At 50.6% G+C, this 26,632-nt stretch carries 18 protein-coding genes; 10 read left to right on the top strand and 8 right to left on the bottom strand.

Annotated elements, in window-relative coordinates; genetic code table 11:
- Window positions 1–130 precede the first annotated feature (130 nt).
- Window positions 131–781 (top strand): M15 family metallopeptidase, encoded by a 651-nt coding sequence (locus tag ACX93W_RS18185; RefSeq protein WP_459393797.1) that lies wholly within the window; start codon window positions 131–133, stop codon window positions 779–781.
- Window positions 782–822: 41 nt separating this feature from the next.
- Here ACX93W_RS18185 and ACX93W_RS18180 read toward each other — a convergent pair whose 3' ends face one another.
- A complete protein-coding gene (locus ACX93W_RS18180; protein WP_459393796.1) occupies window positions 823–1,857 on the bottom strand; it encodes an LLM class flavin-dependent oxidoreductase in 1,035 nt (344 codons plus the stop codon).
- Between the two features lie 126 nt (window positions 1,858–1,983).
- Between ACX93W_RS18180 and ACX93W_RS18175 the strand changes: the two genes are divergently transcribed.
- Window positions 1,984–5,451 (top strand): DEAD/DEAH box helicase, encoded by a 3,468-nt coding sequence (locus ACX93W_RS18175; RefSeq protein WP_459393795.1) that lies wholly within the window; start codon window positions 1,984–1,986, stop codon window positions 5,449–5,451.
- A 171-nt stretch (window positions 5,452–5,622) separates the two neighbouring features.
- On the opposite strand, the gene ACX93W_RS18170 is transcribed toward ACX93W_RS18175, so the two are convergent.
- Entirely contained in the window at window positions 5,623–6,357 is a 735-nt protein-coding gene (locus tag ACX93W_RS18170; protein ID WP_459393794.1) for an HAD family hydrolase, read from the bottom strand.
- A 35-nt stretch (window positions 6,358–6,392) separates the two neighbouring features.
- Entirely contained in the window at window positions 6,393–7,187 is a 795-nt protein-coding gene (locus ACX93W_RS18165; protein ID WP_459393793.1) for an RNA polymerase sigma factor, read from the bottom strand.
- 341 nt (window positions 7,188–7,528) lie between these two features.
- On the opposite strand from ACX93W_RS18165, the gene clpP reads away from it, so the two are divergent.
- The 3 genes from clpP to ACX93W_RS18150 all read left to right on the top strand — a co-directional run bounded on the left by clpP (window position 7,529) and on the right by ACX93W_RS18150 (window position 9,756).
- Entirely contained in the window at window positions 7,529–8,113 is a 585-nt protein-coding gene (clpP, locus tag ACX93W_RS18160; RefSeq protein WP_459393792.1) for an ATP-dependent Clp endopeptidase proteolytic subunit ClpP, read from the top strand.
- Between the two features lie 20 nt (window positions 8,114–8,133).
- A complete protein-coding gene (locus ACX93W_RS18155; RefSeq protein ID WP_459393791.1) occupies window positions 8,134–9,171 on the top strand; it encodes an NAD-dependent epimerase/dehydratase family protein in 1,038 nt (345 codons plus the stop codon).
- Window positions 9,172–9,261: 90 nt separating this feature from the next.
- Window positions 9,262–9,756: a hypothetical protein gene (locus ACX93W_RS18150; protein WP_459393790.1), complete on the top strand. Its 495-nt coding sequence runs from the start codon at window positions 9,262–9,264 to the stop codon at window positions 9,754–9,756.
- A gap of 92 nt (window positions 9,757–9,848) precedes the next feature.
- On the opposite strand, the gene ACX93W_RS18145 is transcribed toward ACX93W_RS18150, so the two are convergent.
- The 3 genes from ACX93W_RS18145 to ACX93W_RS18135 all read right to left on the bottom strand — a co-directional run bounded on the left by ACX93W_RS18145 (window position 9,849) and on the right by ACX93W_RS18135 (window position 15,127).
- Window positions 9,849–10,343 (bottom strand): hypothetical protein, encoded by a 495-nt coding sequence (locus ACX93W_RS18145; protein WP_459393789.1) that lies wholly within the window; start codon window positions 10,341–10,343, stop codon window positions 9,849–9,851.
- A 605-nt stretch (window positions 10,344–10,948) separates the two neighbouring features.
- Window positions 10,949–12,829, bottom strand: coding sequence for a molecular chaperone HtpG (gene htpG, locus ACX93W_RS18140; protein WP_459393788.1), 1,881 nt, complete (start codon window positions 12,827–12,829; stop codon window positions 10,949–10,951).
- Between the two features lie 180 nt (window positions 12,830–13,009).
- Window positions 13,010–15,127 (bottom strand): methyl-accepting chemotaxis protein, encoded by a 2,118-nt coding sequence (locus tag ACX93W_RS18135; protein ID WP_459393787.1) that lies wholly within the window; start codon window positions 15,125–15,127, stop codon window positions 13,010–13,012.
- A 222-nt stretch (window positions 15,128–15,349) separates the two neighbouring features.
- Between ACX93W_RS18135 and ACX93W_RS18130 the strand changes: the two genes are divergently transcribed.
- Complete coding sequence (locus ACX93W_RS18130) at window positions 15,350–16,930, top strand: histidine kinase N-terminal 7TM domain-containing diguanylate cyclase (RefSeq protein ID WP_459393786.1); 1,581 nt, start codon at window positions 15,350–15,352, stop codon at window positions 16,928–16,930.
- 34 nt (window positions 16,931–16,964) lie between these two features.
- On the opposite strand, the gene ACX93W_RS18125 is transcribed toward ACX93W_RS18130, so the two are convergent.
- Together ACX93W_RS18125 and ACX93W_RS18120 are read right to left on the bottom strand one after the other, a co-directional pair.
- A complete protein-coding gene (locus tag ACX93W_RS18125; protein WP_459393785.1) occupies window positions 16,965–17,837 on the bottom strand; it encodes a PucR family transcriptional regulator in 873 nt (290 codons plus the stop codon).
- Window positions 17,838–18,103: 266 nt separating this feature from the next.
- Window positions 18,104–20,479 (bottom strand): GH36-type glycosyl hydrolase domain-containing protein, encoded by a 2,376-nt coding sequence (locus ACX93W_RS18120; protein ID WP_459393784.1) that lies wholly within the window; start codon window positions 20,477–20,479, stop codon window positions 18,104–18,106.
- 205 nt (window positions 20,480–20,684) lie between these two features.
- Between ACX93W_RS18120 and ACX93W_RS18115 the strand changes: the two genes are divergently transcribed.
- From ACX93W_RS18115 to ACX93W_RS18100, 4 genes are all read left to right on the top strand, one after another.
- Window positions 20,685–23,354 (top strand): SLC13 family permease, encoded by a 2,670-nt coding sequence (locus ACX93W_RS18115; protein ID WP_459393783.1) that lies wholly within the window; start codon window positions 20,685–20,687, stop codon window positions 23,352–23,354.
- Window positions 23,355–23,572: 218 nt separating this feature from the next.
- Entirely contained in the window at window positions 23,573–24,253 is a 681-nt protein-coding gene (locus ACX93W_RS18110) for a TetR/AcrR family transcriptional regulator (RefSeq protein WP_459393782.1), read from the top strand.
- 27 nt (window positions 24,254–24,280) lie between these two features.
- A complete protein-coding gene (locus ACX93W_RS18105; protein WP_459393781.1) occupies window positions 24,281–25,072 on the top strand; it encodes a DUF4097 family beta strand repeat-containing protein in 792 nt (263 codons plus the stop codon).
- A gap of 226 nt (window positions 25,073–25,298) precedes the next feature.
- On the top strand, window positions 25,299–26,609 hold the full coding sequence (locus ACX93W_RS18100) for a GHKL domain-containing protein (RefSeq protein ID WP_459393780.1): 1,311 nt from the start codon (window positions 25,299–25,301) through the stop codon (window positions 26,607–26,609).
- Window positions 26,610–26,632: the final 23 nt, after the last annotated feature.

Below are 26,632 nucleotides of genomic sequence, written 5' to 3'. Positions count from 1 at the left end.
TCCTCCCAAAATATATCGCCCGCGCTGCGATACGTCCCGCGCATTGTAATCTATGTCCTAGTCCTTTACTATTTTAATATAAAAGTGTTAGAGAAGTATCAAGGAAACAAAATAACAGGGAGCGATTGCAATGCCGCAGCATGATCCCGTTTTTCAGCCGCAGCCGGGAGCTAATGTCCCTTTTCCCCGTGCCGGACGTAAAAACAAAAAAAGGGGCGGAACGATTTTTCTGCTTCTGGCCATGGCGCTGACTGCCGCCGTTATCTTTATTACCCGCGATGAAGCGGGGAGGTTTCTGCCCTTTGTCACGAAGGAGGCGCCTCCAGTAACAGAACTGCATCCCGTTGTGCTTCAGCATGCTGAAAAGCTTGTAGAAGAAGCCGCGGCGATTGGAATTTCCGTTCTCATCACTCAAGACTTCCGCAGCGAAGAAGAGCAAAATGCGCTTTATGAAAAAGGGCGTTCCTCGCAAGGCGCTATCGTTACCTACGCCCGAGGCGGAGAATCCTACCACAATTATGGCCTTGCTATTGATTTTGCCCTGCTTAATCCAAAAGGAAAAGCGTTATGGGATTTAGAGTATGACGGCAACCGAAATGGACGATCAGATTGGCACGAGGTTGTGGAGCTGGCCAAAAACTTGGGATTTTCGTGGGGTGGAGATTGGAAGGAATTTAGAGACTATCCGCATTTGCAAATGGATTTTGGCTACAGCATAGATGAGCTCAGGCGAGGATTTCGGCCAGGGAGCGACGCCAAGCCAGCAGCCGGAGGGGAATAATCCGCTCCGGTTGGCTTTACATGGAGATTCAATAGATATTTTTAAAGACCGGCAATAATTTCATAGGAACGCATTCTTGCCTGATGATCGTAGATATGTGCGGCAACCATAATCTCATTGGCTCCCGTCGCTTCAATATAGGCCGACAGCTTTGCCCTTACCGTATCCGGACTTCCGGCGATAGACGAGCCCAGTTGGTTTTGAAGAGCGACTTTTTCCGTTTCCGTCCAGAGGTCATCCATATTATGAACCGGCGGAGGCAATGGCCCCGGCGAGTTGCGGATAAAGCTCAAAAACAGCTGCTGCATGCTAGTGGCCAGGTAAGCAGCCTCCTCGTCCGTATCCGCTGCAACTACATTGACGGCAACCATCCCATAAGGCTCGTCCAGCACGTTCGATGGTTTAAAGCTGTTGCGATAAAGCTGCATGGCCGGTACGGTAAAGGTAGGCGAAAAATGGCCTGCAAAAGCAAACGGCAATCCCAGCTCGCCTGCTAACCTCGCGCTGAAGTCGCTGGAGCCCAACAGCCAGATCGGAACGGCCGCTCCTTCGCCCGGAATGGCTCGAACCCGCATTGCAACCTCCGCTCCCTCGGGATCAAGATAAGCGCGAAGTTGTTCCAACTGCTCCGGGAAATTGCCGCCGTTGGCGCCTCTGACGCCGCGAAGCGCCGATGCCGTTAGCTGGTCCGTGCCTGGCGCACGTCCCAAACCAAGATCGATTCTGCCAGGGAAAAGCGCGTCCAGCGTTCCGAATTGTTCGGCAATAACAAGCGGAGCATGGTTGGGCAGCATAATCCCTCCCGCTCCCACTCGCATCGTTGTTGTTCCGGCAGCAACATGACCGATAACAACAGAAGTTGCAGAGCTGGCGATGCTTGGCGCATTGTGATGCTCTGCAAGCCAGTAGCGATTATAGCCCAGCCGCTCGGCATGCTGCGCCAATTCCAATGAATTGCGCAGCGACTGCGATACATTGCCGCCTTTTACGATTGGCGCTACATCCAGCACGGAAAATGGAATATGATAAGAAGCATGGGATTTGTCCTGCCCCTTTTTAGGATAAGTAATTGCCAATTTGCTCACCTGCCATCTTTCGTCTATTTTCTTGTACAGCAGTACTCATTGCTCCAATATACTGTAATATTATTATATACAGTTTGTAATGTCAAACGGCATCCATTGATGAGAAAGGAGACTTTTATGCAGCAATCATGGTCGGTCAGAGATGTTCGGGCCTTATGCGGGGAAGACGGTTATTGGCGCGGTCTTTCGTACGTGGCGGAAGGAAAAGCCATACTAACGGGACGCAGCCTGGTGCCGGAACAATATCGCGTAGAGATTGGCGGCGGTCGAAAATACCGAGTTTCTATTACACGATTGACGAATGGCGCTTTCGAACCGGAATGCTCCTGTCTTGCATCGGCGGGCGGTCCTCCTTATTGCAAACATATCGCCGCCGCTCTACTTCTGCTTGCGGACTTTTCGGGGGAAGAACATCGCGACGGATTGGAGGACCATTCCTTTGAAAAAGGAGGTCCGGTTCATAAATCCCCACAGGATAAATTTGAGCCCGATCAATCGGAATCCAATAGATCCAAATCCATTTATTCCAATCGAGGGAAAAGCTATTTGCGCGGGGGCAATGATCGTCAAGCCGTTGACGATATGCTTGGGATTTTCACCGGAAAACCGTCAGGGGCGGACGAGCTTATGCCAGAGGAAAGGAGCGGCATTGTACGGGATGACCGGGAGCTTCTGCACATAACCCCCCTGCTTCAGCTTGTTCCGCATGGTCCGGGACGCCATTGTATACGGTTAGAACTGAAGGTGTCCGCAAAGCGCACCTATATCGTTCACCAGCTTTTGCCGTTTCTTGCTGCGGTAACGACCGGACACAGCTACTCATTTACGGAACGGTTTTGCTACGATCCCGAGCTCCATCGATTTGCTCCGTCTGACGACGTTTTGCTGCGCAAGCTGAATGCGATATTTGCCGCAGAGCAGAGTTATCGGGCCATTTTATTGGATAACCGCGAACAATCCGGCCTTGCTTCAGAACAGGAACGCGCGATGCTTGTCCCTCCTTATGCATGGGATGAGCTCCTGCCGCTTCTGCAAAACACGGGCCGCCTTCTTCTGGAGGCTTTCGCCGCAACCGGCGGAAAACGCGAGGAACCGCAGCGATTCGGCAATCCGGCATACAGCGAGCTTAAACGATTGCCGCTGGTTTTCCGCCTTGATCGCTCTGACGATAATAATGGAGAATATGAATTGCAGGCGGAGGGGCTTCGCGAAGCATTTGTGCTGGATGCCTATGGAACAGCCCTTTGCGGCGGAGTTTTTTATCGGCTATCCCGAAGCCGTCTGGAGCAGCTCTACAAATTGAAATTGCTGATGGAAGCCGCGGATTTTAGTGGCGACGTCAAACAGACCGTCAGCATTTCCCCAGAGCAGGGCAACGATTTTATGCAAAAGGTTGTTCCCGGTCTTGCATCGCTTGGAAAGGTTGAAATTGGCGAGGAGGTATCCTCCAGGTTATGGTATCAGCCGCTCAAAGCCCGCATGTATTTGGACCGGGTAAGAGGCAAACTCCTTGCAGGCCTGGAGTTCCAATACGGCGGCATTGTTATTAACCCGCTTCAGGAAGGCGGCGCACAGCGTGGCAGCGATTTGATCATCATGCGCGACAATGAAAAAGAAGGGCGTATTCTAAAATTAATGGAGCAGGACAGCTTCGGACGGACGGAAGGCGGCTTTATTATCGAAGGAGACGATGCCGAATACGATTTCCTGTACAGCATTGTCCCTCGGCTTGAGCAAGAGCTTGAGCTTTTTGCTACAAGCGCCGTCAAACTTCGTATTGCGCCCGAAACTATCATGCCTAAGGTACAGCTAGCTTGGGAGGAAAAAACCGACTGGCTGCACTTCTCCTTTAAGCTTGACGGCATTTCCAACGATGAAATACGCGACGTCATTGAAGCGGTTGCCGAGAAAAGGCGGTATTACAAGCTTCCCGGCGGTGCGCTATTGCCATTGGAAACCGAAGCTTTTCAAGCGCTGCTCCGAGTTATGAATGGCGTTGGCTTGCATCAGCCCGCGCTGTTTCAGGAAGGCTTCACGCATGGCATCAAGCTGCCCATTTCCAAGGCTTTGGGACTGATGGAGGCGGACGGAAACAGCGGGGCAGTGTCGATGAACAAACAGCTGCGCGAGCTGCTGGACAATTTGCGCCATCCCGATCATTTGGATTTCCCCTTGCCGGAAGGGCTGCAGACCGATTTGCGCAGTTATCAGAAATACGGTTACCAATGGATGAAAACATTAGCTTTTTACGGGTTCGGCGGTATTCTTGCGGATGAAATGGGTTTGGGCAAAACGGTGCAAAGCATCGCATTTCTCTTGTCCGTACTGCCGGAAATCCGCGAAAAGGGGGAGCCGGCCCTAATCGTTGCTCCTTCATCGCTGATCTACAACTGGCGGAACGAGCTGTCTAAATTCGCTCCCGGCTTGCGGGTAACGCTTGCTGACGGCACAAGCAAAGAACGGGCCGATTATCTCAGCAAACTTGCAGAGGTTAAAAATGAAGCTGCGTTGGAACCGGTTGATGTCATCATTACCTCATATCCGCTGCTCCGCAGAGACGGCTTGAAGTATGCTGGCCAAAGCTTTCATACGCTCATTCTGGATGAAGCCCAAATGTTTAAAAACGACTATACGCAAACGGCAAAAGCCGTAAGAGGATTAACTGCACAACATGCTTTTGCGTTAACGGGAACGCCGATCGAAAACAGACTGGACGAGCTTTGGTCCATTTTCCGCGCCGTATTTCCGGGTTTATTCCCGGACAAGGAACAATTCGGAGAATTAACTCGCGCTGCCATCGCCAAACGAAGCCGTCCCTTTTTGCTGCGCCGCCTTAAAAGCGACGTGCTGCGGGAACTGCCTGAAAAAATCGAAAGTGTGCAAACCTCGCAGCTCCTGCCGGAGCAAAAAAAGATTTATGCCGCATATTTGGCCAAACTCCGTCAAGATACGTTAAAGCATCTGGACAGCGACGATTTCGGAAAGCTGAGGATTCGGCTGCTCGCCGGCATTACCCGTCTACGCCAGATTTGCTGCCATCCCTCGTTGTTTGTAGAGGGTTATCAAGGCGATTCCGCAAAATTCCGTCAGCTGTTAGAGTTGCTCGCCGAATGCCGAAGCGCGGGCAAAAGAGTGTTGATCTTTTCCCAGTTTACCTCCATGCTGAAGCTGATCGGCAAGGAGCTGGCTTACCAAAACCAGCCCTATTTCTATTTGGATGGCGGAACGCCTCCGGCGGAACGGGTTGAGCTATGCAGCCGTTTTAACGACGGAGAAAATGATTTGTTCCTGTTATCGCTGAAGGCTGGCGGAACCGGCCTTAATCTAACGGGAGCCGATACGGTCATTTTGTATGATCTATGGTGGAATCCTGCCGTGGAACAGCAAGCAGCCGACCGCGCTCACCGAATTGGTCAGCGCAAGGTTGTGCAAATCATTAGAATGGTTGCGGAAGGCACGGTCGAGGATAAAATGGTGGAGCTTCAGGAGCGTAAACGGAATTTGATCGACGAGGTCATCGAACCCGGAAATGAAGCCTTGTCCTCGCTAACGGAGCAGGAGCTCCGCGAATTGCTGGCTTTGTAAGCTATCACGCAGTCAGGCTCAGTCAGGTTCTTCCAGGTTCAACCAGGTAGATGTTTTCTATTCTGCTGCATAGTCCGTCGTGACCAGCACAAAGTCATAGGTAGTTGGAAGGCAGATAACATAAAAAGAAATCATAACAAAGGGCAGCCACTCCACAGGCTGCCCTTTCCATTACAACGCGGCAACTCCGCCAATCTGGGAGGCAATCGCCGATTTTAAATCGGAAAAATCGGTAATCTCGCAATGCGGCTGATGCTCCGACTCCGGCTTTGCCATCCTGTGATTAAACCATATGGCCCTCCATCCCGCATCAAGAGCGCCTACAACATCATTCCGCCAGGAATCGCCAATGTACACGCAATTTTCAGGAGAAGTACCCGTCTGATCGTTGACATACTGAAAAAGTCTGGTGTCCGGCTTATCCCAACCCTGCTCGCCCGAGATAAAGATATAATCCGGTTCTACCAAACCTTCCAGCTCCATTGCCGTGATTTTTTTGCGCTGGTGGCTTCCTTCGCCATTGGTAATCAAACCGGTCACATAACCCGCGTTCCGCAATTCAAGCAATAGCTCCCTTGCGCCGGGAAACATTTCGATATCGTATTGACAGCCCATGTAAAGACGCTGCGCTTCAGCCCCTTCGCTGTCAGTCAGCGTTATGCCGTATTCGGCCAGTGTCAGCACAAAACGGCGACTGCGCATACTTTCCACCACCTCGCCGTCACCCATCGCTCCTGCTCCGCCCAGTTCATGGGACAACTTGTCGCTGAAATAACGGAAATGGTAATACGCCTCTGCATAGGGAAAGTTTTCGCTATCCGGCAGCCACTTGCCAACCGCTTTGCGAAAAGGCAATAAATGATCATATAATGTATCGTCCACATCTAAAAAAACGGCCTTTTTCATGAAATCCTTCCTGTTCCTTTCCTGACTGGCTATGATTAAGCGGCCATCATCGTTATGCCACCAATGGCATAAGGCGACGGCTTCGCAACTGTTGCGGTCTGAAAGCTTCCAATCCCAACGGAGGTATGCGCGCTGCGGCCAACAATAAGATAAACCAACGCAGGACCATCGCCTTCCAAACAAGCCCAGGCCAGTTGATTGAGCCATTGATTGTATTCCATGTCCGGGAAATGGCTCTTTCCGAAATCGTCCCTTTTTTCCGGCAAAGCCTGCTTTTGCGCATTTCCGCCCTGTGAGCGATTCCTTTGCGCGCCTGTTTCCCTTTCTTCACGAAGCATCTCTTCCCGAATGTCCTTAACCGCATTTCGGGACCGAAAATGTGCGGATTTCACCGCACCATCCGTCGTTCCAAGAAGAAACGCAGTATCGCATATGGAATAAGCCAACACTTCGCGCAGCAAAAATACGGCCAACTGCACAGGAGACATTTTGTCGCTCAACGCTTGCAGCAATGGTTCAATTTCCACCGCCGCATTCCCTTCCGCTGATGCTTCATGGGCAAGTTCCGCGTTTTTTTCCGACATCAAACGTTGTCTGCGGCATTGATCAATCCAATTATTTTTGGCGATGCGGAGCAGGAACGCCTGGGGATTGGCATGGCCCTTCTCCTTCAGGAGGGGGATGGCTTTGAGCCAAGCGCTTTGCGCCAAATCCTCGGCTTGATCCCTTATGCCGGCAATCGAGAGGCAATAACGGAACAACGTCAGATGCAATCCGGTCCAATCCGGCTCGATTTGCTCTTTACTCTTTTCAAAGTCAGCTTTTTCCATCAGTAATTTACCTCCTCAACATCAATTGCGACTTGCGCCTGCTTGGGGCGTGTCTTCAAGCTCACTCAAGGGCATCTGTCACCGCCTTTTCTCCCCTGCTGCGTTGCTTCTCCATGACTTACACCCGGTAAGCCTTCGAAAAAGCGCCTTGCAAGGAATGAAGATTCGGCAACATCTGCTCCCTGCGGAGTTTGAAAACATCCCCTGGAGGAAAACGAATAAAGGACTCAAAAAGATACGCTCTCCGACTATTTTACCACATAACGATGTTTCCGTATCTTTTCGCGGCAGTTGGCCGTTTGCATAATGAAACCTAAACCCGATATGGAGGTCATACCAAAATGAGCATACCTATCCCTTATGTGCTGGAGCAAACGAGCCGCGGCGAAAGGACCTACGATATTTACTCCAGGCTGCTGAAGGATCGCATCGTTTTTATTGGCTCCGAAATTAATGACGCGCTTGCCAATACCGTAATCGCCCAACTTCTGTTCCTGACTGCCGAGGATCCCGATAAGGACATCCATTTGTATATCAATAGTCCCGGCGGCTCCGTTACGGCCGGTTTTGCCATCTATGACACAATGCAATACATCAAGCCGCAGGTACAGACGATCTGCACCGGCTTTGCCGCTTCGTTCGCCGCTATTTTGCTGCTCGCCGGAGAAAAGGGAAAACGCTTTGCCTTGCCGAACAGTGATATTATGATTCATCAGCCGCATGGGGGCGCTAGAGGGCAAGCCAGCGATATCGCCATCAGCGCTAAACAAATATTAAGCATGCGGGAAAAGCTTAACCGGATTACAGCCGAGCGAACCGGACAGCCGCTGGAGCGAATCGAACGGGATATGGACCGCGACTATTTTATGACGGCGGAGGAAGCACTGGCTTACGGAATTGTCGATAAAGTCATCACCACTCAATAAGATGCTAAGGAGGCGTCATCATGAAACTTCTTATTTTGGGAGGCAGCCGTTTTCTCGGAAAACATCTCGTTGAAGCGGCGCTTGCACGCAATTTTGAAGTTACTCTTTTTAATCGGGGGATATCCGGGGGGCGACCTGAACCAAATGTGGAGACCTTGCATGGCGACCGCAACACAGACTTGAATATTCTCCTCGGCAGACAGTGGGATTGCGTCGTCGACACATCAGGCTATTGGCCGTCGCAGGTGCGCTCCGCCGCCTTGATTCTGTCGGACAATATCAGGCATTACACCTTCATCTCCACTTGCAGCGTCTACCGTGACTTCACAGCGCGCAATATCTCCGAAACGGACGACGTATTGACGCTGGAGCCGGAACAGCTGTCTAAGCTTGATGTATCGCATGCTGACAGATCCCTTCAATTAGAACATTACGGCGCATTAAAATACCATTGTGAAGAAGTGCTGCAGCAGGATATGCCAGCCCGCTCTCTTATAGTGCGGCCCGGTTTGATTGTAGGCCCATATGATGTCAGCGATCGTTTTGCCTACTGGGTCAGGCGCTTGATGCGCGGAGGCAATGTGCTTGCGCCGGGCAGCAGTAATCGACCCATTCAACTTATCGACGGCCGCGACTTGGCGGAGTGGGTGCTAGCTCTTTGCACGGCGTCGGCAACCGGCACTTTTAATGCGGCCGGACCAAAAAGCCTGCTGACAATGGGAGAATTGCTTCAAACTTGCCGTGATATTTGTGGCACTGAAGCGGAATTCACTTGGGTGAGCGATGACTTCCTTCAGGAGCAGAAAATACAGCCTTGGACCGAATTGCCGTTTTGGCTTCCCGAGAGGGAGCCGGGAACTACGGGAGATCTTGGCGGTATTTTTTCCTTATCGATCAAACGAGCCGTGGAAAAGGGACTGAGTTTTCGACCGCTTCACGAGACGGTGCGGGACACGATGCACTGGCTGATCGAAGCAGGGCCCAAAGTATTGAACAGCCTGAAGGAGGAACGCGAACTGGAGCTGCTCAAGCATTGGGAGAGCCGATTAACGCCGTAATCGTGATATTTCACCTCCGGTCAAAAGTACAAGCAATTGCTAGAGCTCGCTCATAGCATATAGTACTTTGAACGAGGAAGGTGAAATAGCATGGCAAAAAACAGATTATTGTTCAGTACTCCCCCAGGAGGCGTGTTTTTGCGCCAAGGCACCAGGGAATGGCTCACCGGCAGGAATCATCACGGTCATCATCACGGGCATCACCATCATCACGACCGTGATCATCACGACCGCCATCACCATGGACATCATGACAACCGCGGCATTTCAATCGCCGAATTTGAAACGATTCGCGTTGTAGCAACTAACCGGAGCGCCTCTTCTTCTGTAGTCAGCCTTGTATTGCTTGTATCGGGCCGTGAGCGCGACGACAGAGACGGCAGAGACCGCAGACGCGATCATCATTCCCATCAATTTATTCTGGACCGGGTAAGACTGGCTCCGGGTGAATCATTTTCACGCTCATACCGTGTACCGGGCGAGATCCTCAACATCGTTGCCATTGCCCGCGAAGCTAGACGCAGAGGCGGCTGCCGCCGTCGCCGCGGCGATATTATCGACGTAGCTGTATTCGGTCACAAATAAGCCGTTGATCATTCGGTAAGCAGAACAGCCTTGGCTTCCAGCCGCATCAGCGGCATGGAGGGCAAGGCTGTTCTATTCGTTTTGCATGGGAATCAATTAGATGGATTCTCCTTCATCTGGGCTACCTTTCCAACCCAACTGCTAGCCAACACTTCTTCCGAATCGGCAGCTATAAGGACAATTTCGATCCCCTTATTATCCACAACAGACTCCTTGAGCTTGTCTAAAGACGGCAGCTTATCAGGATTCATCATTAAGGTATGGCCGCCTCCTCTGCTGCTCCCCGCATCCATAGAAAACACATCCACTAACCCGCCGGACGAAGGTTCGGCATGGAGCCAATGGGCTAATTCCGAATCATGAATGCGGACTTCCGTAAACATAGAACCGGTTGACTCGTTGCTATCATTATGCAAAAGAAATTCCACGCTTAGCAAAAGTTCATTTAATGAATGGACTTCAACAAGGGTTGCCATGCTTTTGCTTTCTTCCAGCCACAAACCAGCTCCCGCTTCTTCCACTTCGGAACTGTTATAGCAGCTCAAGCCTGCAACAGACAATAACACAATCAGGAAAAAAACTCGCATTCGTCATCCCCCTTCTTGTGTTATTATAAAATAAACTGGAAGCGTTTGGTACATTTATGAAAGGAGCTGCTCATTGAAATGTCGATACTCTTAAATGCGTCTAGCATTTTAATCCTTGTTTTATTTTTCGTCTGATTGTTGGCTGGGCTTGTTCTCAGTCTAAAATTCCGTTTCAAAGCAGGCCTATACTTCTTTCTTATCCAGATTGCACTTGAAATTTTCCAGACTTTTTTCAGCTCTTATCTAGCTACCCTTATTATCTCGTATACTGAAAGCAGCCGAAATCGCCTCATGGGGTTGTCGTTTGGAGAAGTAGTCGCAGGTTTTGGTGTGGCTAATCTAGCGATTCAAATGGCGGCTTATAGCATTTTGGTTGCAGGACTGTACAATCTATTGAAATCCAAGGTCAAAACCTCTCTGCAGCAATAACTTCGGGTCGGAGGCTGTTAACAGAAAAAAGCCGGCTCCGATTTAATCGAAGCCAGCTTTCGTTGCGGTTATGGAGTCCGCTCATGCTCAAGGATGCGGCACGGAGTCTACTCCTCCCGGCTCATAAGATGATGTGTCAACTGGGGCTGTTATGCCCCGTTCCGTTTGGCGTGCCCTTACACCATCACTTTGCAAATATCGTTTGTGAACTCGACAGGGTCCTGGATCGGAAGGCCTTCGATAAGCAGCGCCTGATTGTAAAGAAGCGCTGTATAAAGACCAAACTTCTCATTGTCGGTACCATGAGCGGATTTCAGAGACTTGAACACGTCATGGTTGACGTTGATTTCAAGCACCTTGTCCGCTTTAACGTCGCCGCTGTCCGGCATTGCCTGAAGGATTTTTTCCATTTCGATCGACAGATCGCCTTCGGCGGAGAGACATACCGGATGGCTTCTGAGGCGTTTGGATGCTTTAACCGATTTAACCTTGCCGGCAAGCAGCTCTCCCATGGCCTCAAACAACGTTTTGTTGTCGTTTTCTTCCTCTTCCGTCGGCTTGTCTTTTTCGTCAGGCTCAAAGCCAAGATCGCCGCTGGATACGTTTCTGAACTCTTTTTCCTTGTAGTTCTGAATCATCTTAACGGCGAATTCATCAATATCATCCGTCAGGAACAAAATTTCATAACCCTTGTCCTGAACCATCTCGATTTGCGGCAGCTTTTTGATACGCGCCACGGAATCGCCTGCTGCATAATAGATATATTTCTGATCTTCCGGCATGCGGGATACGTATTCGTCCAAGCTTGCCAGCTTGTCCTCCTTGGAGGAATGGAACAACAGAAGATCCTGAAGATCGGCTTTGTTCATGCCGTAGTCGTTGTAAACGCCAAATTTCAATTGGCGGCCAAACGCCTTGTAGAAGGTTTCGTATTTCTCGCGTTCGTCCTTCAGCAGTCCCTGCAGCAGACCTTTGATTTTGTTTTTAATGTTTTTGGCAATCAGCTTCAGCTGGCGGTCATGCTGCAGCAATTCCCGGGAAATGTTCAGCGACAAATCCTCGGAATCCACCATGCCTTTGACGAAGCTGAAATAATCCGGCACCAGATCGGCGCATTTATCCATGATCAACACGCCGTTGGAGTACAGCTCCAAGCCTTTGGCGTATTCTTTGGTGTAATAGTCAAACGGCGTATTTTCGGGAATGTACAGGATTGCATTGTAAACAACCGCGCCGTCCGCGCTGATGTGCAGATGTTTCAATGGCTGGTCGAAGCCATAACGCTTTTCTGCATAAAAAGCCGCGTAATCTTCATCCGTCAGCTCGCTTTTGTTGCGGCGCCAGATGGGTATCATGCTGTTGATGGTTTGTTCCTCAACCACTTCCTCCAGCTCGTCCTCGCTGCCTTCAACAGGACGCTGGCTTGTCATGTCCATTTTGATCGGGTAACGGATAAAGTCCGAATATTTCTTGACAATGGCCCGCAAGCGGTATTGCTCAAGATATTCGTCGTATTGCTCGTCTTCCGTATTTTCCTTAATCTTCAGCACAATTTCCGTACCAACCGATTCCTTCTCTCCAGGGGAAACCGAATAACCGTCTGCGCCCTTGGAAACCCAAACATAAGCTTGATCGCTGCCCAGCGCTCTGGTCGTTACTGTAACTTCGTCCGCTACCATAAACGCGGAATAGAACCCTACGCCAAACTGGCCGATAATGTTATGGCCTTCTTTGGCTTCATTCTCTTGCTTAAACGCCAGCGAGCCGCTTTTTGCAATGACGCCAAGGTTATTTTCCAGTTCCTCCTGCGTCATACCGATGCCCGTATCAGTAAGCGTTAACGTACGGTTGTTCTTGTCGACGGAAAGCTTGATGTAGAAATCCTCTTTATTGAAAACAAGGCTGTCGTCCGTCAGCGCTTTGTAATAAATTTTGTCGATTGCATCGCTGGCGTTGGACACCAGCTCCCTCAGAAAAATTTCCTTTTGGGTGTAAATGGAGTTGATCATCATCTCCAGCAAACGTTTGGATTCCGCCTTAAATTGCTTCTTAGCCATTTATTGTTCCCCTTCCTTTCACTGCCTCATGAATCATTCCGTTAGCACTCCATCCACCCGAGTGCTAATCCTACCTTTTATATACCATATTACCAATTTTAATGTCAACCGCCGCACCTCTTATGCAAGGCATAGGCAAGATGCAAGTTTTCTTTATTCAACATGCGCCGAAATCCGGACTCATTTCTTCAACACAAATTTGTTCAGTTCATCCTGCAACTGCGTTGCGCTTGAGCTAAGAACTTCAGAGGATGCCTGCACCTCTTCCATGGAGGATAACTGCTGCTGGGTTGCGGCGGCGACATTGCGCGTTTCTTCCGCCGTGCCTCTTGCGACGCCCGCCATTTCGCCAATGGATGCCGTTACTTGCTGCGAGCTGGCCGATACTTCCTCCGTGGCTGCGGAAACCTCCTGAATATGCTGGGCGACTTGGCCAATCGAATGCAGTATTTTTCCGATTGCGTCAACGGCCTCATGATTGGCTGCCATTCCCTGCTCGGTTACAATTGTGGATTCCTTCATCGAAAGCGTCACCTGTCCCAGCAGAACCCGAACATCTCCGATAAGAGCCGTAATGGATTGCGCCGAATGCGAAGCTTGCTCCGCCAGCTTCTTCACCTCGCCAGCAACCACCGCAAAGCCCCGGCCATGCTCGCCTGCGCGAGCGGCTTCGATGTTGGCGTTAAGCGCAAGCAATTGGGTTTGCGAGGAAATCTCCATAATGACGGAAACAATGGAATCAATCTCTTCCGAACGCTGATTAAGCTGGAGGGCGAGGTCGCTGGATTGATGAACAGCCGTCTGAATGCTGCTCATCTGTTGGAAGGTATCCTCCAGCTTCTTCTGGCCCAAGCGGGCGCCATGCGTAATATCCGAAGCCGACTCCGATACGTCGGAGGCCGTCTCCGCTATCCGGTTAATAGCTGCCGCAACCTCGCTCATCGCAAGCGCGTTTTCCTCCGCTATTTTCTGCTGCGAATCGGCTCCGTCGGAAATCGCTCCTACAGCATTGGCAATTTGCCCGGTTACGGAAGCACACTCCACCGAAAGAGCGGACAGCTCCTCCGATGTTGCCGCCACCTGTTCCGATATTTCCTGGTTTCGCAGCAGCAGTTTGTTCAAAGAATCCGCCATGTCATTGAAGGATTCGCCGACATACCGAAGCTCGTCCCTCGTATTTAACTCAAATCGCTTGGACAAATCTCCCCTCGCCATTTGATTCGCGCCATCGCGCAGCGATTGGATGGTTGCACGGACATTGCCGTAAAATCCGAGGTAAAACAAAGCTACGAGCAGCACGGCCGCGGCAACAATAACAAGCATGACCAGCCGGTTGGATTTAAACTCGTCCAAACGCTCCAACAGCAGCCGTTCCATTTCAAGAGAAGTTATATTAAACAACTCGGCAGAGGCCTCGATGGTTTTGGTTCCTTCGGCAAAAAATTCCGCCGGATTCATGGATAACCCGGAATCTTTTAATATCCGATCCTGCAATAAACCGGAGAACTGCTGAATCTCTTGAATGGCGGCCGGGCCCGCTTCCCCGATGTTCCCTGACGATACGGCATTGATATCTTCAATCTTCACAAGCGCCTTCTGCATGCTCAGCAGAGTTGTTTGCATTTGCTTCCTTAAAATTTCCAAATTGATCTTTTCATCTTCAGACAGCTGCTTGCTCGTTAAGATGCCGTTGCCTAAGCCCCGCACCTGCCCGGAGATCTCAATCAAGGAAGGAAGGCGATTCACCATGAGATCCATCACGTAATAGGAATCGATTTCCGGGTCCAGCGTAAGTCCGGATTGATCCGCGGCATGCAAAATATGTTCAAGCACTTTTTCGATCAGCTCGGAATGGAGACGAAAGCTTTCAGTAGGCTCCAAAGCCGTCACGCCGGACTTTAGCTCTTGCCATTCCTCCGTAATTTGGCTCCAGCTTGCTTCGCTGTCAAACTTTGCGGCGGCGCCGGCTTCCTCTGCCGAAATTTTGGCCAGCAGATCATCCAGCTGCTTTCCGGCAGCCTCAAGATCGCCGGCAGATCCCGAGCCGCCATTCAGGAAACCGTTTGCCAAGCCGCGATGCTTCTGAACTTGCAAAACAACGGGAAAAAGAGATTCAATATAGCGAACGCCGGCTTCTTCTCTTTCCGCAAAATGAATATTTTTCTCCAGCTCCGTCAGCCAGATGCTCAACAGGGCCGCCAAGGGCACCACAAGCAACAAACTGAGCAAAATAAACTTTTGCGCGTATTTCAGACGGGACATGATCGCTGTAAAAGGTCTTAGAAGGAAAAAATTCATTGTAACCCCACCTTTTTTTATGTATTTCTATAATAATAACGATAAAAATCAATAAAATCGATCACATTTTTAGATTTATTTATCAGCAAATTTGATAGCTGCAACGCAGCATTGCAATAATGCTTTTGTCTGTCGCCCTGCCTGTGATACGATAGGGATAGTAACACGGATTGTCCGCAACAAAACCACGTCACCACCATTTGATAATAAGGGCGGATAGTAATGACTTCCCATCTGACCATGTATATTACTCTGGTATCAACGTCAGGCGTATTAACAGTCTTTTTATTTATTTATTCCTTCATGAGGAGAAGAGAAATAAGAGGTTTTCAATCACTTGTTACGCTAACCTTGCTTCAAAGCATTTATATATTTGCAAACGCTTTTGAACTGTCAAGCAGCACGCTTGCGGAGATTAAGTTCTGGACCGTTATCGAATATATCGGCATTGCTTTTGCGCCTGTGATTGGACTGAAGCTGTGTCTGGACTACATTGGCAAAAAGCTTTCCCGCCGCGCCATTCAAGCGTTATATGTCATCCCAACCATCACCCTCCTCTTAGTCGCCACCAACGATTGGCATCATTATTTCTATAAATCCATCTATTTGCGCCCGGACGTTCCTTCACCTACCGCTGATATCGAAGTCGGCTACTGGTATATTGTGCACGGCTCGTTTACCTTCGGCTGTCTGCTGGCAGGCGCCGTATTGCTGCTCCGGAAGTGGAACCAAACAAAAAAAGCGTACAAGCGTCCGCTCTTTACCCTGATATGCGGACAATTCCTTCCAATGGTTTCCGCCTTCGTTTATTTGCTTGGTCTTACTCCATGGGGGATAGACCCTGTTCCGTTTGTGCTTTGCCTTACATCCGCCATGTATTTGTGGGCGTTTATGTCGACGCGGATGCTCATGATTGTGCCCATCGCCAAAGAAGCTCTATTCGAGAGCATGCATGAAGGCGTTATTGTATTGGACTTGAAGCGGCGACTCATTGACTACAACACCTCCGTGCGCCGTATGCTTCCGGGTTTGCGGCATCTTCCGCTCGGCAGGCGGCTGGACGAAGCCTGGCTTGAGCTGACAGGCGCCGAATTTCCAAATACAACTGCGGAAAGTCCAGGCCAGCAGGAAATTCGCGTTCAGGTCAAAAATGAATCCGCTATCTATCAGGTGCGGATTTCCACGGTTAATGACAGATATGGCGAGCGTATCGGGTATTTGCTGATTTTAATCGATATAACAGAGCAGAGCAGACTGCAGACTCAATTGAAGCAAATGGCGTATTATGATGGATTGACGGGAGTGTTTAACCGAACCCAGTTTATACAGCGGGGAAAGGTGCTGCTGGAAAAATCGGTCCAAGTAGGCGCGGCAAGTGCGGTTATTTTGTTCGACATCGACCACTTCAAACATTTTAATGATGAATACGGTCATGAAGTCGGCGATACGGTGTTGATTCACACCGTCAATATATGCAAGGAAATAATGCCTGAAGGCGCATTGTTCGCCCGGTATGGAGGGGAAGAGTTTGTAGTTGCGGCTCCGGTAAATGATGAAGCAGGGGCTGTCGCTTTGGCGGAAGAACTAAGGCTGGCGATTTCTGGCGCGCCTTATAGAGGAGATAATGGCGACTTGCGCATCACGGCGAGCTTTGGCGTTGCCGTGGCAAACAACGGAAATGCATATCTGACGCTTGAGGAATTGCTTCGCCATGCGGACACGGCTCTTTATTGCTCCAAACATGACGGACGGAATCGGGTCACCTTGCATCAGGTGTCGGACAAACCTCTTCTGGGAGCTTGATGACAGGCCCCATACGGGCTTACTCATTGACTTATTAGCGCAAGACTCCGTTTCCCAGCAGCTCTTCCATGGCAAAGGCAACACGAAAACCAAAGGCGGTGTGAGCATCCTTCAGCTTGCGTCCCAGCAGCTTCTCCGCCTTTTCGATCCGGTAAACGACCGTGTTGCGGTGCACGTGAAGAGCTTTGGCCGTTTCAATCAAATTGCAATGATTTTCATAATACGCCTTCAGCGTACGCAGCATTTCTCCATGCTCCTGCTCGCCAGGACCAAGCAGCTCCTTCAGCGCCTCTCGATAATAACGCTCCGCTTCTTCGTGAGGCAGCAACCGAAACAGCCTGCCAACGTCCATGCTGCGGTAGAGCATCGCAAATCTTTTACGGTCCATTCTTTCGCCGTCCTGCAAGGCATACAGCGCTTCGCGATAGGACGTCCCCAAATTCAGCGCACCCGTAAATGGATTGCCCAGACCAAAAGAATAGCTGAGCCGCTGCTCCCGATACAGCAATGCGGCGATACCCTCTAATTGCTCCAGCAGCGCGGCTTCGTTAAAAGCCGTGTCATCACAAAACAGCAAAATGCCGAACCCGCCATGTTTGGCAAACATGACGCAATCGTATCCGGTCCGTGCTAATGCTTGCTCCAATATTCCATAATGGCGATCCCGCTCAATCCCTGCCTGATAATCCGGCAAAACCTCATGTATCGCGGCTTTCCCGGAATGACGCTTCGCGTCCTGTCTTGCTACAATCAACAACGCTTGCTTGTCTGGAGCCAAGCCATATTGAGCGCCACGCTGCAGCGCCTCTTCTTCCGTTCCCGAATAACCTTCAATTAGTTCCGAAAAGTAATCGTTTCTGTAGCGAAATTCTCTTTCCTTCTCCATCAGCCGATTCACCTCCGTCATTCTAAAGCGTACCCTTCTCATCCCATGTTATAAAATCTAACATCATTTAAGTTCGGTGTAAAGGTAAATATTTGGATGCTCATCACGAAAGGAAGGGGTTATTTGGAGGAAAACAACAAAAAAACTGTGAAGGCTATCGGAAACACTCGATTCGCAAACAGGTCCACTAACAGTCCAATAGCTGAACTCGCCTGCTCTAGCCGAGATTTCTTCACCTTCACAGTTGCATCCTTACCCGGGCTTTCCCCTCATTAATTAGTCAGAGATTAGCCAGGGATTTTCACCAAAACGTTATAATGCTCACCGGGATTCAAATCACTCAACAAACCGTTCTCCACCCGTTCTCCATCCACGTAAACTTCTTGTGCCGAAAGTCCCTTCTCCCGTTTGACGGACACATGAAGCTCCGCTCCCCTGAAGCTTCGTCTCACAGAGACTTCATTCCAGTCCGAAGGCAGCTGCGGCGCGACGCGAAGCCCATTGCGCTCCCCCTTCAGACCAAATAACCCATCTACCAGAATACGGTATACCCAAGGCACCGTGCCCGTATTGAACAAATGGCTGGAGCGGCCCGCCGTTCGCGGAATTTGGCGATAAGCTCCGCGATAATAGTTAGGGATAAACACCGGCAGCTGTCCCCTTCTCTCCAAATCAGCCTGATCTGGGCCGGGGATCATTCTTCTGAGCAGATCAAAGGCATGGTCCCGCTCATCGGCTTGATACAATGCATAAATGTAGAAGGCGGCGGCATGATTATAGACCGCGCCGTTTTCCGCGGTTCCGGGATGCTTCTGCGTTACTCGTCCAACGTCCTCGCGCATCGCCGTATAAGACGGTCCCAGCTTTTCAACGCCGTATGGCGATTCCAAATGCTCCGTTACCGCACGCATCAGCTTTGCTTTTTTCTCTTCGTCCGCCGCGCCGCACATGAGCGACCAGCCCTGCGGGTTAATAAAGACCTTTCCTTCCTTATCGGCGCTAATGCCAAAAGGCACGTTGTCGTCGGTGATGCCCCGCGCATACCAGTCGCCGTCCCACAAATAACGGTTGACTACCTCATTGGTTTCCTCCGCCTTTTGACGATAAGCTTCGGCTTCCCCAGTCCGGCCGTAGTTCCGGCAGATGTCTCCCCATACCCGGAACGCATACCCCGACGCCATCGTCAGCCAGCCCGAAACGCCCTTCCCCTTGTATCCAACCATATTCATGGGGTCGCACCAATCCCCTTGCTCGATATAGTTCAGCCCGCGCTCGTCCCTTGTTTTCAGCAGCCAATCCATGGCCAGATCAATATGGCGGGAGACGGTGGCGGTTTCTGTGCTATCGGCAAAAGCCACCTCTTCCTCCAATAGCGAATAGTCGTCCGTTTCGTCCAGATAGGTGCTGAGACAAATCGGCAGCCATACGCAGTGGTCGGTGTGCGGCACCTGGTTAATATATTTAAGCTCCGCGTCCTTATGCAAAATAATGCCGTCCGGCATAGCTCCGCTGGTATTTTGCTGGCTCAGCGCCGTCAGGAATGCTTGCCTGGCAAGCTGGGGCGCCACGTAGCTCATCCCCATGTTGTCCTGCAAATAATTGCGCGTCTGAGGATCGGTGGTCAGCCGGTTGGTTCTGCCGTGATAATACATCTGCCTTGGCAGCCAATGATTCACAAAATTGTCCAACGCCTTGTCCGGCGTATCAATTTCCAGGCATCCCGCGCCCTCCTCCACATAAGCGGCATATTCCGCTTCCGCCTCGGCAAATCCGTCGCTTCCCCCGGCCTTTGGCTGGAAGTAGCTGCGGCGAATGACGGCGATGTCCTCCTCCGTCCGAGCAGGTCCAAAAATAAAACGAAGCTCGGTTTCCTCGCCAGCCTCTAGCTCCAGCTTGTACTGCATCACGCATGCAGGCATCTCGTACCGGGCGTCGCTGCCGCTTAACACATCTCCCTGCAAGGCGGTCGGGGAACCTATTCCTCCCTCCCCCTCAAATACCTCCTGGTTGGCTTCCCAAGCTATCGGCGCCGTATCGGCAAGCAGGAAGGTTTTATCGTTTAATTCCTTGATTTTGTCATAATCCTTATATTTCTGATAAGGCGTTACGGAGGAGCAAACTATACTTTGCAGTTCCTGATGGTATTGGCCGGATTGATTCATCCAGGACATGTATCCCACCGTAAAATAGGGATAAACACTTAGCTTCCGCTTTTTCTGCCTCTGATTGGACACCTTGACCGTCCACAGCTCCAGCGGATCGTTTTTGGGCAGGCCAAGCTTCATTTCAACGGCGATTCCGTCGTTTTGAACCTGCCATTTGACCTCATGCTTGCCCACAAAAAACGTATAATGCTCCGGCAAGACGCGAACCGGCTCATACGGCGCGGAAAATAACCCTCCGGTTTCCTCGTCCTTGACATAGAGAAAACGTCCCGGATGGTGGGCGTAATAGGGCTGCTCCGGCTGCATAAACGTTTTGGCCTCCAAATTGGGGGCGTGACTGTATTTGGATGGCTCCGGCTGCATGAACTGGGCAACCGCGTACCCTCTGCAGTTCATGTGGATCATCATTTTTTCATTCCAAAGAAACCCCGATGCCTTGGGCAATGCGGTTGGACTGTGAAGCTCATAGTACTGATTATCCTCGCTGGGTCTAATCATCGTTACTCCTCGCTTTCATCACTTATAAACATGCATTTAATGTCATACTTCCAGTATAACCTAGTTTTCCTTCAGCGTTGTAGCGCGAAAATGTTACGTTATGTAGGGATTATATATGTAAAACGGGTTATTTTGTTCTCTCCGGTTTCCCCTTATACTGAAAGAAAACATCATGGGGAAATGTTCTTCAGAATGGGAGGCCAAAATGAATATAGGCGATATCGCTCTTTTTCGCGGACTGTCGAGCGTAGACCTCGCCAAAGCGCTGGGCAAGCTGGAACGAAAGACGCTTCAGCGTGACGAGGTGCTGTTTCGCTACGGCGATCCAGGCGACAATATGTACATCGTGCTGAGCGGCGGAATCGCCCTTTATGTCCAAAATCCCGACGGGACGCAGCGGGCGCTGACAAGCCTTGACGCCGGGGCCACGCTTGGGGAGATGGCGCTGCTTACGGGAGAACCTCGCAGCGCCACCGCGCTCGCCACGGACATAACGGAGCTTTACGAGATGAATGGCGAAACCTTCCACCAATTGATCGGACAACATCCCTCCATGTCCTCGTACTTCATTGCTTTGTTGTCCGGCAGGCTGACCAGCACCAATTCCCGCCTGGCTATGTCCCTGGAGTCTGAAGCGGCCCGGCTTCGGCAAGCGGAAATGCACTGGCCGGAAGCCATCAGAGAAGCACTGGCTGCTGCTGCGGTTCTGCCGTTTGCCGACTACTCCCTGTTGGAGCGCAGACTGAGCACGAAAGGATTGGCAGCTATCCTTTCGACCCATGCTACAGCATCCGCCTACATAGAATCCGATCGCAACTATTCTGAGCGCTTTACCGTTTTGGCGGGCGCCCGGCAGGAATTGAGTAAAGGCTTTTCGGAAAAACACGGCTTGGCCGCTAAGGCGTCCTGGATAGAGGAAGCGAGTCACTATTATGTGGAGACTGGCGATTTGCGAGCCGCCGCTGCTGTGCTGGCTGCCGGAGACGGGCAAGGCTGGGAAAAGCTTCTGCTTGCGCTGGATCGCCACTCCGCCTTGCCCCAGCGGGAAAAAACCGCTCCCATTGCCAGCGGCGGCAATGGGAAAAGGCGGCGAGGTCGCGGCACTCCGCCTCCCCTCCCACCGCTTGCAGAACTGCTGATTAATTGTCCGGATGAACATTTGCGTCAACGCCCAGAGCTGCTGCTTGCCTATTTGGGCGATTGTCTGAAGGAGCAAAGAGAAGAAGGCTTCCTCCGGCTGCAATCCATGCTGGAGCACGATCAAACCAGCTTTACCAGAGAACAGATCATTGCTTTGTACGAATGGGCGGCAGAGTGGTGCCGCCGTGCCGGGAGGCCTCAGAAGGCGCAGGAATACGCTGCCTTGGCGGAGTCGCCGCCAGAAAACGCAGTGCCGGCGGGAAGCCTTGCGATTGCCGGAAGCCGCTGGCGAAGCGGCAAAAACCGGCGGCTGGCGCTTAAAGCCGGCGCGTTGCCCGGCGGACGAACCATCCAGATTATTACCGCCGTCCTGTTGGCTCTGTTCAGCCTGCTCTATTTTCATTTTGCGCCGCCGATTGCGGGTTTTTCCCGTCAGGGCATGGATTTTGCGGGTATTGGCATCGCCGCAGTTCTGATGTGGATCGTGCGGATTGTGCCCGACTATGTAGTCGCCTTGCTTATGGCTTTGCTGTGGGTGGCGACCGGGGTTGCGGAGCCTGCGGAAGCTTTGTCGGGTTTTGCCTCTCCAAGCTGGCTGTATATGCTGTTTGTGCTGGCGCTTGGCGCCGCCATTGCCAAATCCGGCCTGCTGTACCGGTTTTCCCTGCTGGCGCTTAAGCTGTTTCCCTCCAGCTACCGGGGACAGTTCTGGCGGTTGATCGCAAGCGGAGTATTGCTGAATCCGCTGCTGCCCTCCTCTTCGGCGAAGGTGGGGCTTGGCGTTCCCGTCGCCCGGACCTTGTCGGAAGCAATGGGATACGGCGACCGTTCCCGCGCTATGGCGGGGCTTTCGTTAACAGCCATGGTGTTTTATGGCTTTACGGCCCCCTTTGTGCTGACGGGTTCCTACAGCAACGTGCTGGCGCTTGGCCTGACGGGAGCGTCGTCCGGCATCTCCTGGTTTCAATGGTTTCTGTACGCGCTGCCTGCATTTGTTATATTCAGTATCGGCATGGCTGTCTTTTTGGGCTGGACGTTCAGGCGCAAGGAAGCAGGCAAGCCGATCCGCGCCGAAGTGCTGGAGGAGCAGCTGAAGCTGCTTGGCGGTTTTTCCAGAGTTGAAAAAATAACAGCTGCAGCGGCGGCGGGTTCCATTCTCCTGATGATGCTGGAGCCGTTTCATGGCATTGATTACGTATGGATTATGCTGCTTGGTTTTGTCGTGCTTGCAATCTCCGGCGTTTTGGACGAGCACACGCTGAAAACCGGCATCGATTGGCCCTTTTTGCTCTTTATCGGCATTGCCTTCAGCTTTGGCGAAGTCGCCCAGCAGGTCGGCATTGTGGATGGCTTAACCGCCTTTCTGGGGGATCGGCTGGCCGTGTTTACCGGTTCGCCCGTCCTGTTTCTGCTCTCCATCGTTCTGCTTTCTTTTGTGGTGACTTTGGTTGTGCGTGACGACGCCGCCTTGATTTTGCTGGTTGTTTCCACTGTTCAACTGGCGGCAAACGCGGGCATTCACCCCTGGGTGCTGGTATTTGTCATCCTGTTATCTACTGATCCGTTTTTTTTCGCGTATCAATCGCCGACCTACCTGACCGCTTATTACAGCACCGAAGGCAAATCCTTTACGCATCGGCAGGGACAGCTGACGGCGTTGGGCTACGGAATTGCCGTTCTTCTATTGACAGCCGCCTGCGTGCCTTATTGGCAGTGGCTTGGACTCATCGCATAAACAATGATTAAGCGGCGCTTATTTGTCTTCATCACTTGGTGAAGCCGGGCAGGCGCCTGTTTCTTTAAGCTGCCTCGACACCCGCAAACGGTAAAGATTGACATAACGGCCAAGATTGCACTACAATTTACATACCAACCGTTGGTATCCAATTGATGGCGATCCATCTCGTTTTAATCGAGCACTTACTTTTATGAGGCAATAACGGAGGTTTTCAAATGGCCAGAAATAAATATCCCGAGCAAACGCTGGAGCAAATCCTGCAGGTTTCAACCCGCATTTTTACTGAAAAAGGATATGAAAAAACGAGCATTCAGGACATTATCGATGCATTAGGAATGTCCAAAGGCGCCGTCTACCATCATTTCAAATCAAAAGAAGACATCTTAAAATCCGTGATGGACAAGGAGCTTGGCCGTACGGAAAGCTTGCTTGCCAGACTAATTGCCGAAACGGAAGCCCCAAATGCCAGAGAAAAGCTGATCCGGATTCTGGAGCAGATGATTCTTGATCCCGGCCGGCAGCTTGAATCCTTGGATCAAATACTGAGCGCGCAAATTAAAAACCCGCAGTTTTTGCTCGCGGGGATGAGGAAAGGCGTGCAAAAGGACGCCTTGATTATTGCCGACCTTATGCTGCAAGGAAAACAAGACGGTTCGATTGATGTCGAACAACCTCTTGAATGCGCCGAGGTTTTTCTCCTGCTGACCAACATTTGGATTAACCCCTTGCTTTTTGAACGAAACCAGGAGCAGACAGTCAGTCGGCTGCATTTTTTACAGCAGTTGATGAGGGGGCTAGGGGCGGACATTGTTAGCGACCAGCTCATCCAAAGCATTGCTGAGCGGCACGCGCAAGCCGAAGGTTACACCAACGTCGACCAACTATCAAGCTTATAGAGTATACGAAGATGGGAGATGGACGGAATGATGAAGGCAGCCAGAAGCGGCCTTTTTAAGGAAATCGTTGTGAAGGAGCCTGTGACCGATTTGAACCTGAACTGGCTGACGGGCAATGTCGCATTGTTGCCGGGGGAGGATGAAAACGTCTACGTGCGGCAATGGGCGGATCCTATTTTTGGAGAACAGAAACTTATGAAATTAATTATTATAGGAAAAAGCTTGTCCATTGCGGACGGCAGAAAAAAGAGTTTTCCGCTTGGCTTTAATTTAGGCCGCACTGGATTGGAAGTTGTGCTTCCCGCCAGGCAGCTTCGTTCAATGACGATTACTTCCGTAGGGGGCAAGCTGCTTGCGGAGAATTTAAGCGTCCATCACTGCCAATGCGCAATAACGGCGGGCACCGCTGAGCTGTCGGGCGAGGTCGGTGAGCTTGAGTTCAACGCAACAGGCTCCACTGTTCGAGGCAGCCATCTAAAGGCAGAAAAGCTCTACTTTCGCTCCGTTTCGACCAAGTCAACCTTTGCCGGCCATTTCCGTCATATTGATGCCGGTATAACGGGGAGAAGTCTTCAATTGGAATGTTTGACGATGCCGGAAGGCATTCATACGATTTCTACCGCCGCCAAAACGGTAATTTCGCTTCCCCGTGAAGAAGGTTTTGAGGCGCGAGTCGATGCCAAATCGGGAAGATTTATTCATGCTTTTGCTCCTGGAGGAATCAAAGAGGACACAAAACAGCTTATTTACCGCAATGGGGGCAGCCCGATCCATATTGGAATTCGCGGAGGCAGTGTGCATCTGAAAAGCTTGGTCTAAAACGATCATGATCCAAAAATCCTGTCTCTCCTCCTAAAACATAGGGAGAGACTTTTTCAATTTGATCAACAAACGAAAACTATTCATTCTACATATTTGCATGTATCATATGTAATAAATCCAATGATAATGTTGTATAGAACAACTTTAACTAAATTACGTTATGAAATGCTGTAACGATACTGATATACTATAGATCAGTAACCTATGAAAAGGGACATGCACAATGAAATTACATCATGATCGCTATAAAAGAAAAATTGCATTATTTTTAATTGTTGCTTGTTTGGCGCTTTTTGCGCTTACGTTTATCAAGCTGTTCCTGACGTTGATCTCTACTCAGCAAGCGACGCAACTTACGATTGCCAAACAATATATCGCCATCGCGGATAATATCGCCAATGAATTGGACAAGGACGCATATGGTCTCTTTATGCAGGATCCGGCAGCTGGCCAAAATCGCGAACAAATCAAGCAATATCTGGAAACCTATCGCCATTCCATAAATGCTCTGTATGTTTATACATTGGAATTGGATGAAACCGATGTGGCCAAAACAACAATTGCCGCCATCCCTCCCGGCATAGCCGACCTGCCCTTTGGTTACCCCTGCACGGTACCCGGCAAGCAGGTGAATCAGGCCAAAAAAGGCGGTACCTATTATACGGAAGTGCTGATCGATGAGACGCATGGCATCTATATGTCGGTAGGCGTGCCTTTTTACGATAGCAACGGACAGCCAATGGGCGTTTTGGGCATCGATATCGACGTCAGTGAACTGGACAACATCTCCAAGCAAGTCGTAAAGGGCAACAAGGAGATTTTTTTCCTGGACGTCATCTTTATTATCCTTCTTCTGCTCATTACCTTCATGCTGCATAGATGGTACAAAACAAGCCTGAAGCGCGATTTGAAGGAATCCGAAACGATGTATATTTCCGAATTGGAAAAGGTGATCTCCGCCATAAAGTCGGGCCGGCATGATCTGATGAACCATTTTCAGGTCGTCAACGGATTAATCAGCTTAAAAATGTACGATAAAGCTGCCGACTACATGTCCCAATTAAAATACGACGCCAAAACGCTGGATCTTTCCTTGCGCGTAGGCAACCCGGTTTTGCTCATTCTCTTCAACAGCAAGTGGCAGCTGGCCCAATCCAAAAATGTCGAGGTCCTATTCGATACGGAACCGGATGATTATAACCGCATCGAAACGATGGATCTGGTCAAAATTTTCTCCAATTTGCTGGATAACGCCATTGAAGCAACCGAGCACTATATGGGCGATCATCCCAAAGAAATTTATGTGGTGTGCAAAAAGATAGGCTCCAAATACAAACTTGCTGTCGAAAATCCAGCCGTATTATCAACGAAAGACCAAAAAAGCATTTTCCAGCAAGGATATACGACCAAGGAAAACAAACATGCGCTGCGCGGAAACGGATTAACGATCGTAACCCGAACGGTCGAAAAATACCGGGGCGACATCCATTTTAACTACGACGACGAAAAGGTATCCGTACAGATTACGCTGTAGTGTCGCAAGCAAGACAACCTTAC

The organism is Paenibacillus sp. CAU 1782 (assembly GCF_054551715.1).
The sequence above is the reverse complement of the archived record's forward strand: the minus strand, read 5'-3'. Positions and strand labels throughout refer to the sequence as shown.

Bases quoted from the DNA above. Each gene is read 5' to 3' on its own strand.
- ACX93W_RS18115 (WP_459393783.1), top strand. From the start codon at position 20,685: ATGAATATAGGCGATATCGCTCTTTTTCGCGGACTGTCGAGCGTAGAC.
- ACX93W_RS18100 (WP_459393780.1), top strand. From the start codon at position 25,299: ATGAAATTACATCATGATCGCTATAAAAGAAAAATTGCATTATTTTTA.
- ACX93W_RS18125 (WP_459393785.1), bottom strand. From the start codon at position 17,837: ATGACGGAGGTGAATCGGCTGATGGAGAAGGAAAGAGAATTTCGCTAC.
- ACX93W_RS18145 (WP_459393789.1), bottom strand. From the start codon at position 10,343: ATGCGAGTTTTTTTCCTGATTGTGTTATTGTCTGTTGCAGGCTTGAGC.
- ACX93W_RS18170 (WP_459393794.1), bottom strand. From the start codon at position 6,357: ATGAAAAAGGCCGTTTTTTTAGATGTGGACGATACATTATATGATCAT.
- htpG (WP_459393788.1), bottom strand. From the start codon at position 12,829: ATGGCTAAGAAGCAATTTAAGGCGGAATCCAAACGTTTGCTGGAGATG.
- ACX93W_RS18130 (WP_459393786.1), top strand. From the start codon at position 15,350: ATGACTTCCCATCTGACCATGTATATTACTCTGGTATCAACGTCAGGC.
- ACX93W_RS18150 (WP_459393790.1), top strand. From the start codon at position 9,262: ATGGCAAAAAACAGATTATTGTTCAGTACTCCCCCAGGAGGCGTGTTT.
- ACX93W_RS18165 (WP_459393793.1), bottom strand. From the start codon at position 7,187: ATGGAAAAAGCTGACTTTGAAAAGAGTAAAGAGCAAATCGAGCCGGAT.
- ACX93W_RS18135 (WP_459393787.1), bottom strand. From the start codon at position 15,127: ATGAATTTTTTCCTTCTAAGACCTTTTACAGCGATCATGTCCCGTCTG.
- clpP (WP_459393792.1), top strand. From the start codon at position 7,529: ATGAGCATACCTATCCCTTATGTGCTGGAGCAAACGAGCCGCGGCGAA.
- ACX93W_RS18175 (WP_459393795.1), top strand. From the start codon at position 1,984: ATGCAGCAATCATGGTCGGTCAGAGATGTTCGGGCCTTATGCGGGGAA.
- ACX93W_RS18110 (WP_459393782.1), top strand. From the start codon at position 23,573: ATGGCCAGAAATAAATATCCCGAGCAAACGCTGGAGCAAATCCTGCAG.
- ACX93W_RS18155 (WP_459393791.1), top strand. From the start codon at position 8,134: ATGAAACTTCTTATTTTGGGAGGCAGCCGTTTTCTCGGAAAACATCTC.
- ACX93W_RS18185 (WP_459393797.1), top strand. From the start codon at position 131: ATGCCGCAGCATGATCCCGTTTTTCAGCCGCAGCCGGGAGCTAATGTC.
- ACX93W_RS18120 (WP_459393784.1), bottom strand. From the start codon at position 20,479: ATGATTAGACCCAGCGAGGATAATCAGTACTATGAGCTTCACAGTCCA.
- ACX93W_RS18105 (WP_459393781.1), top strand. From the start codon at position 24,281: ATGATGAAGGCAGCCAGAAGCGGCCTTTTTAAGGAAATCGTTGTGAAG.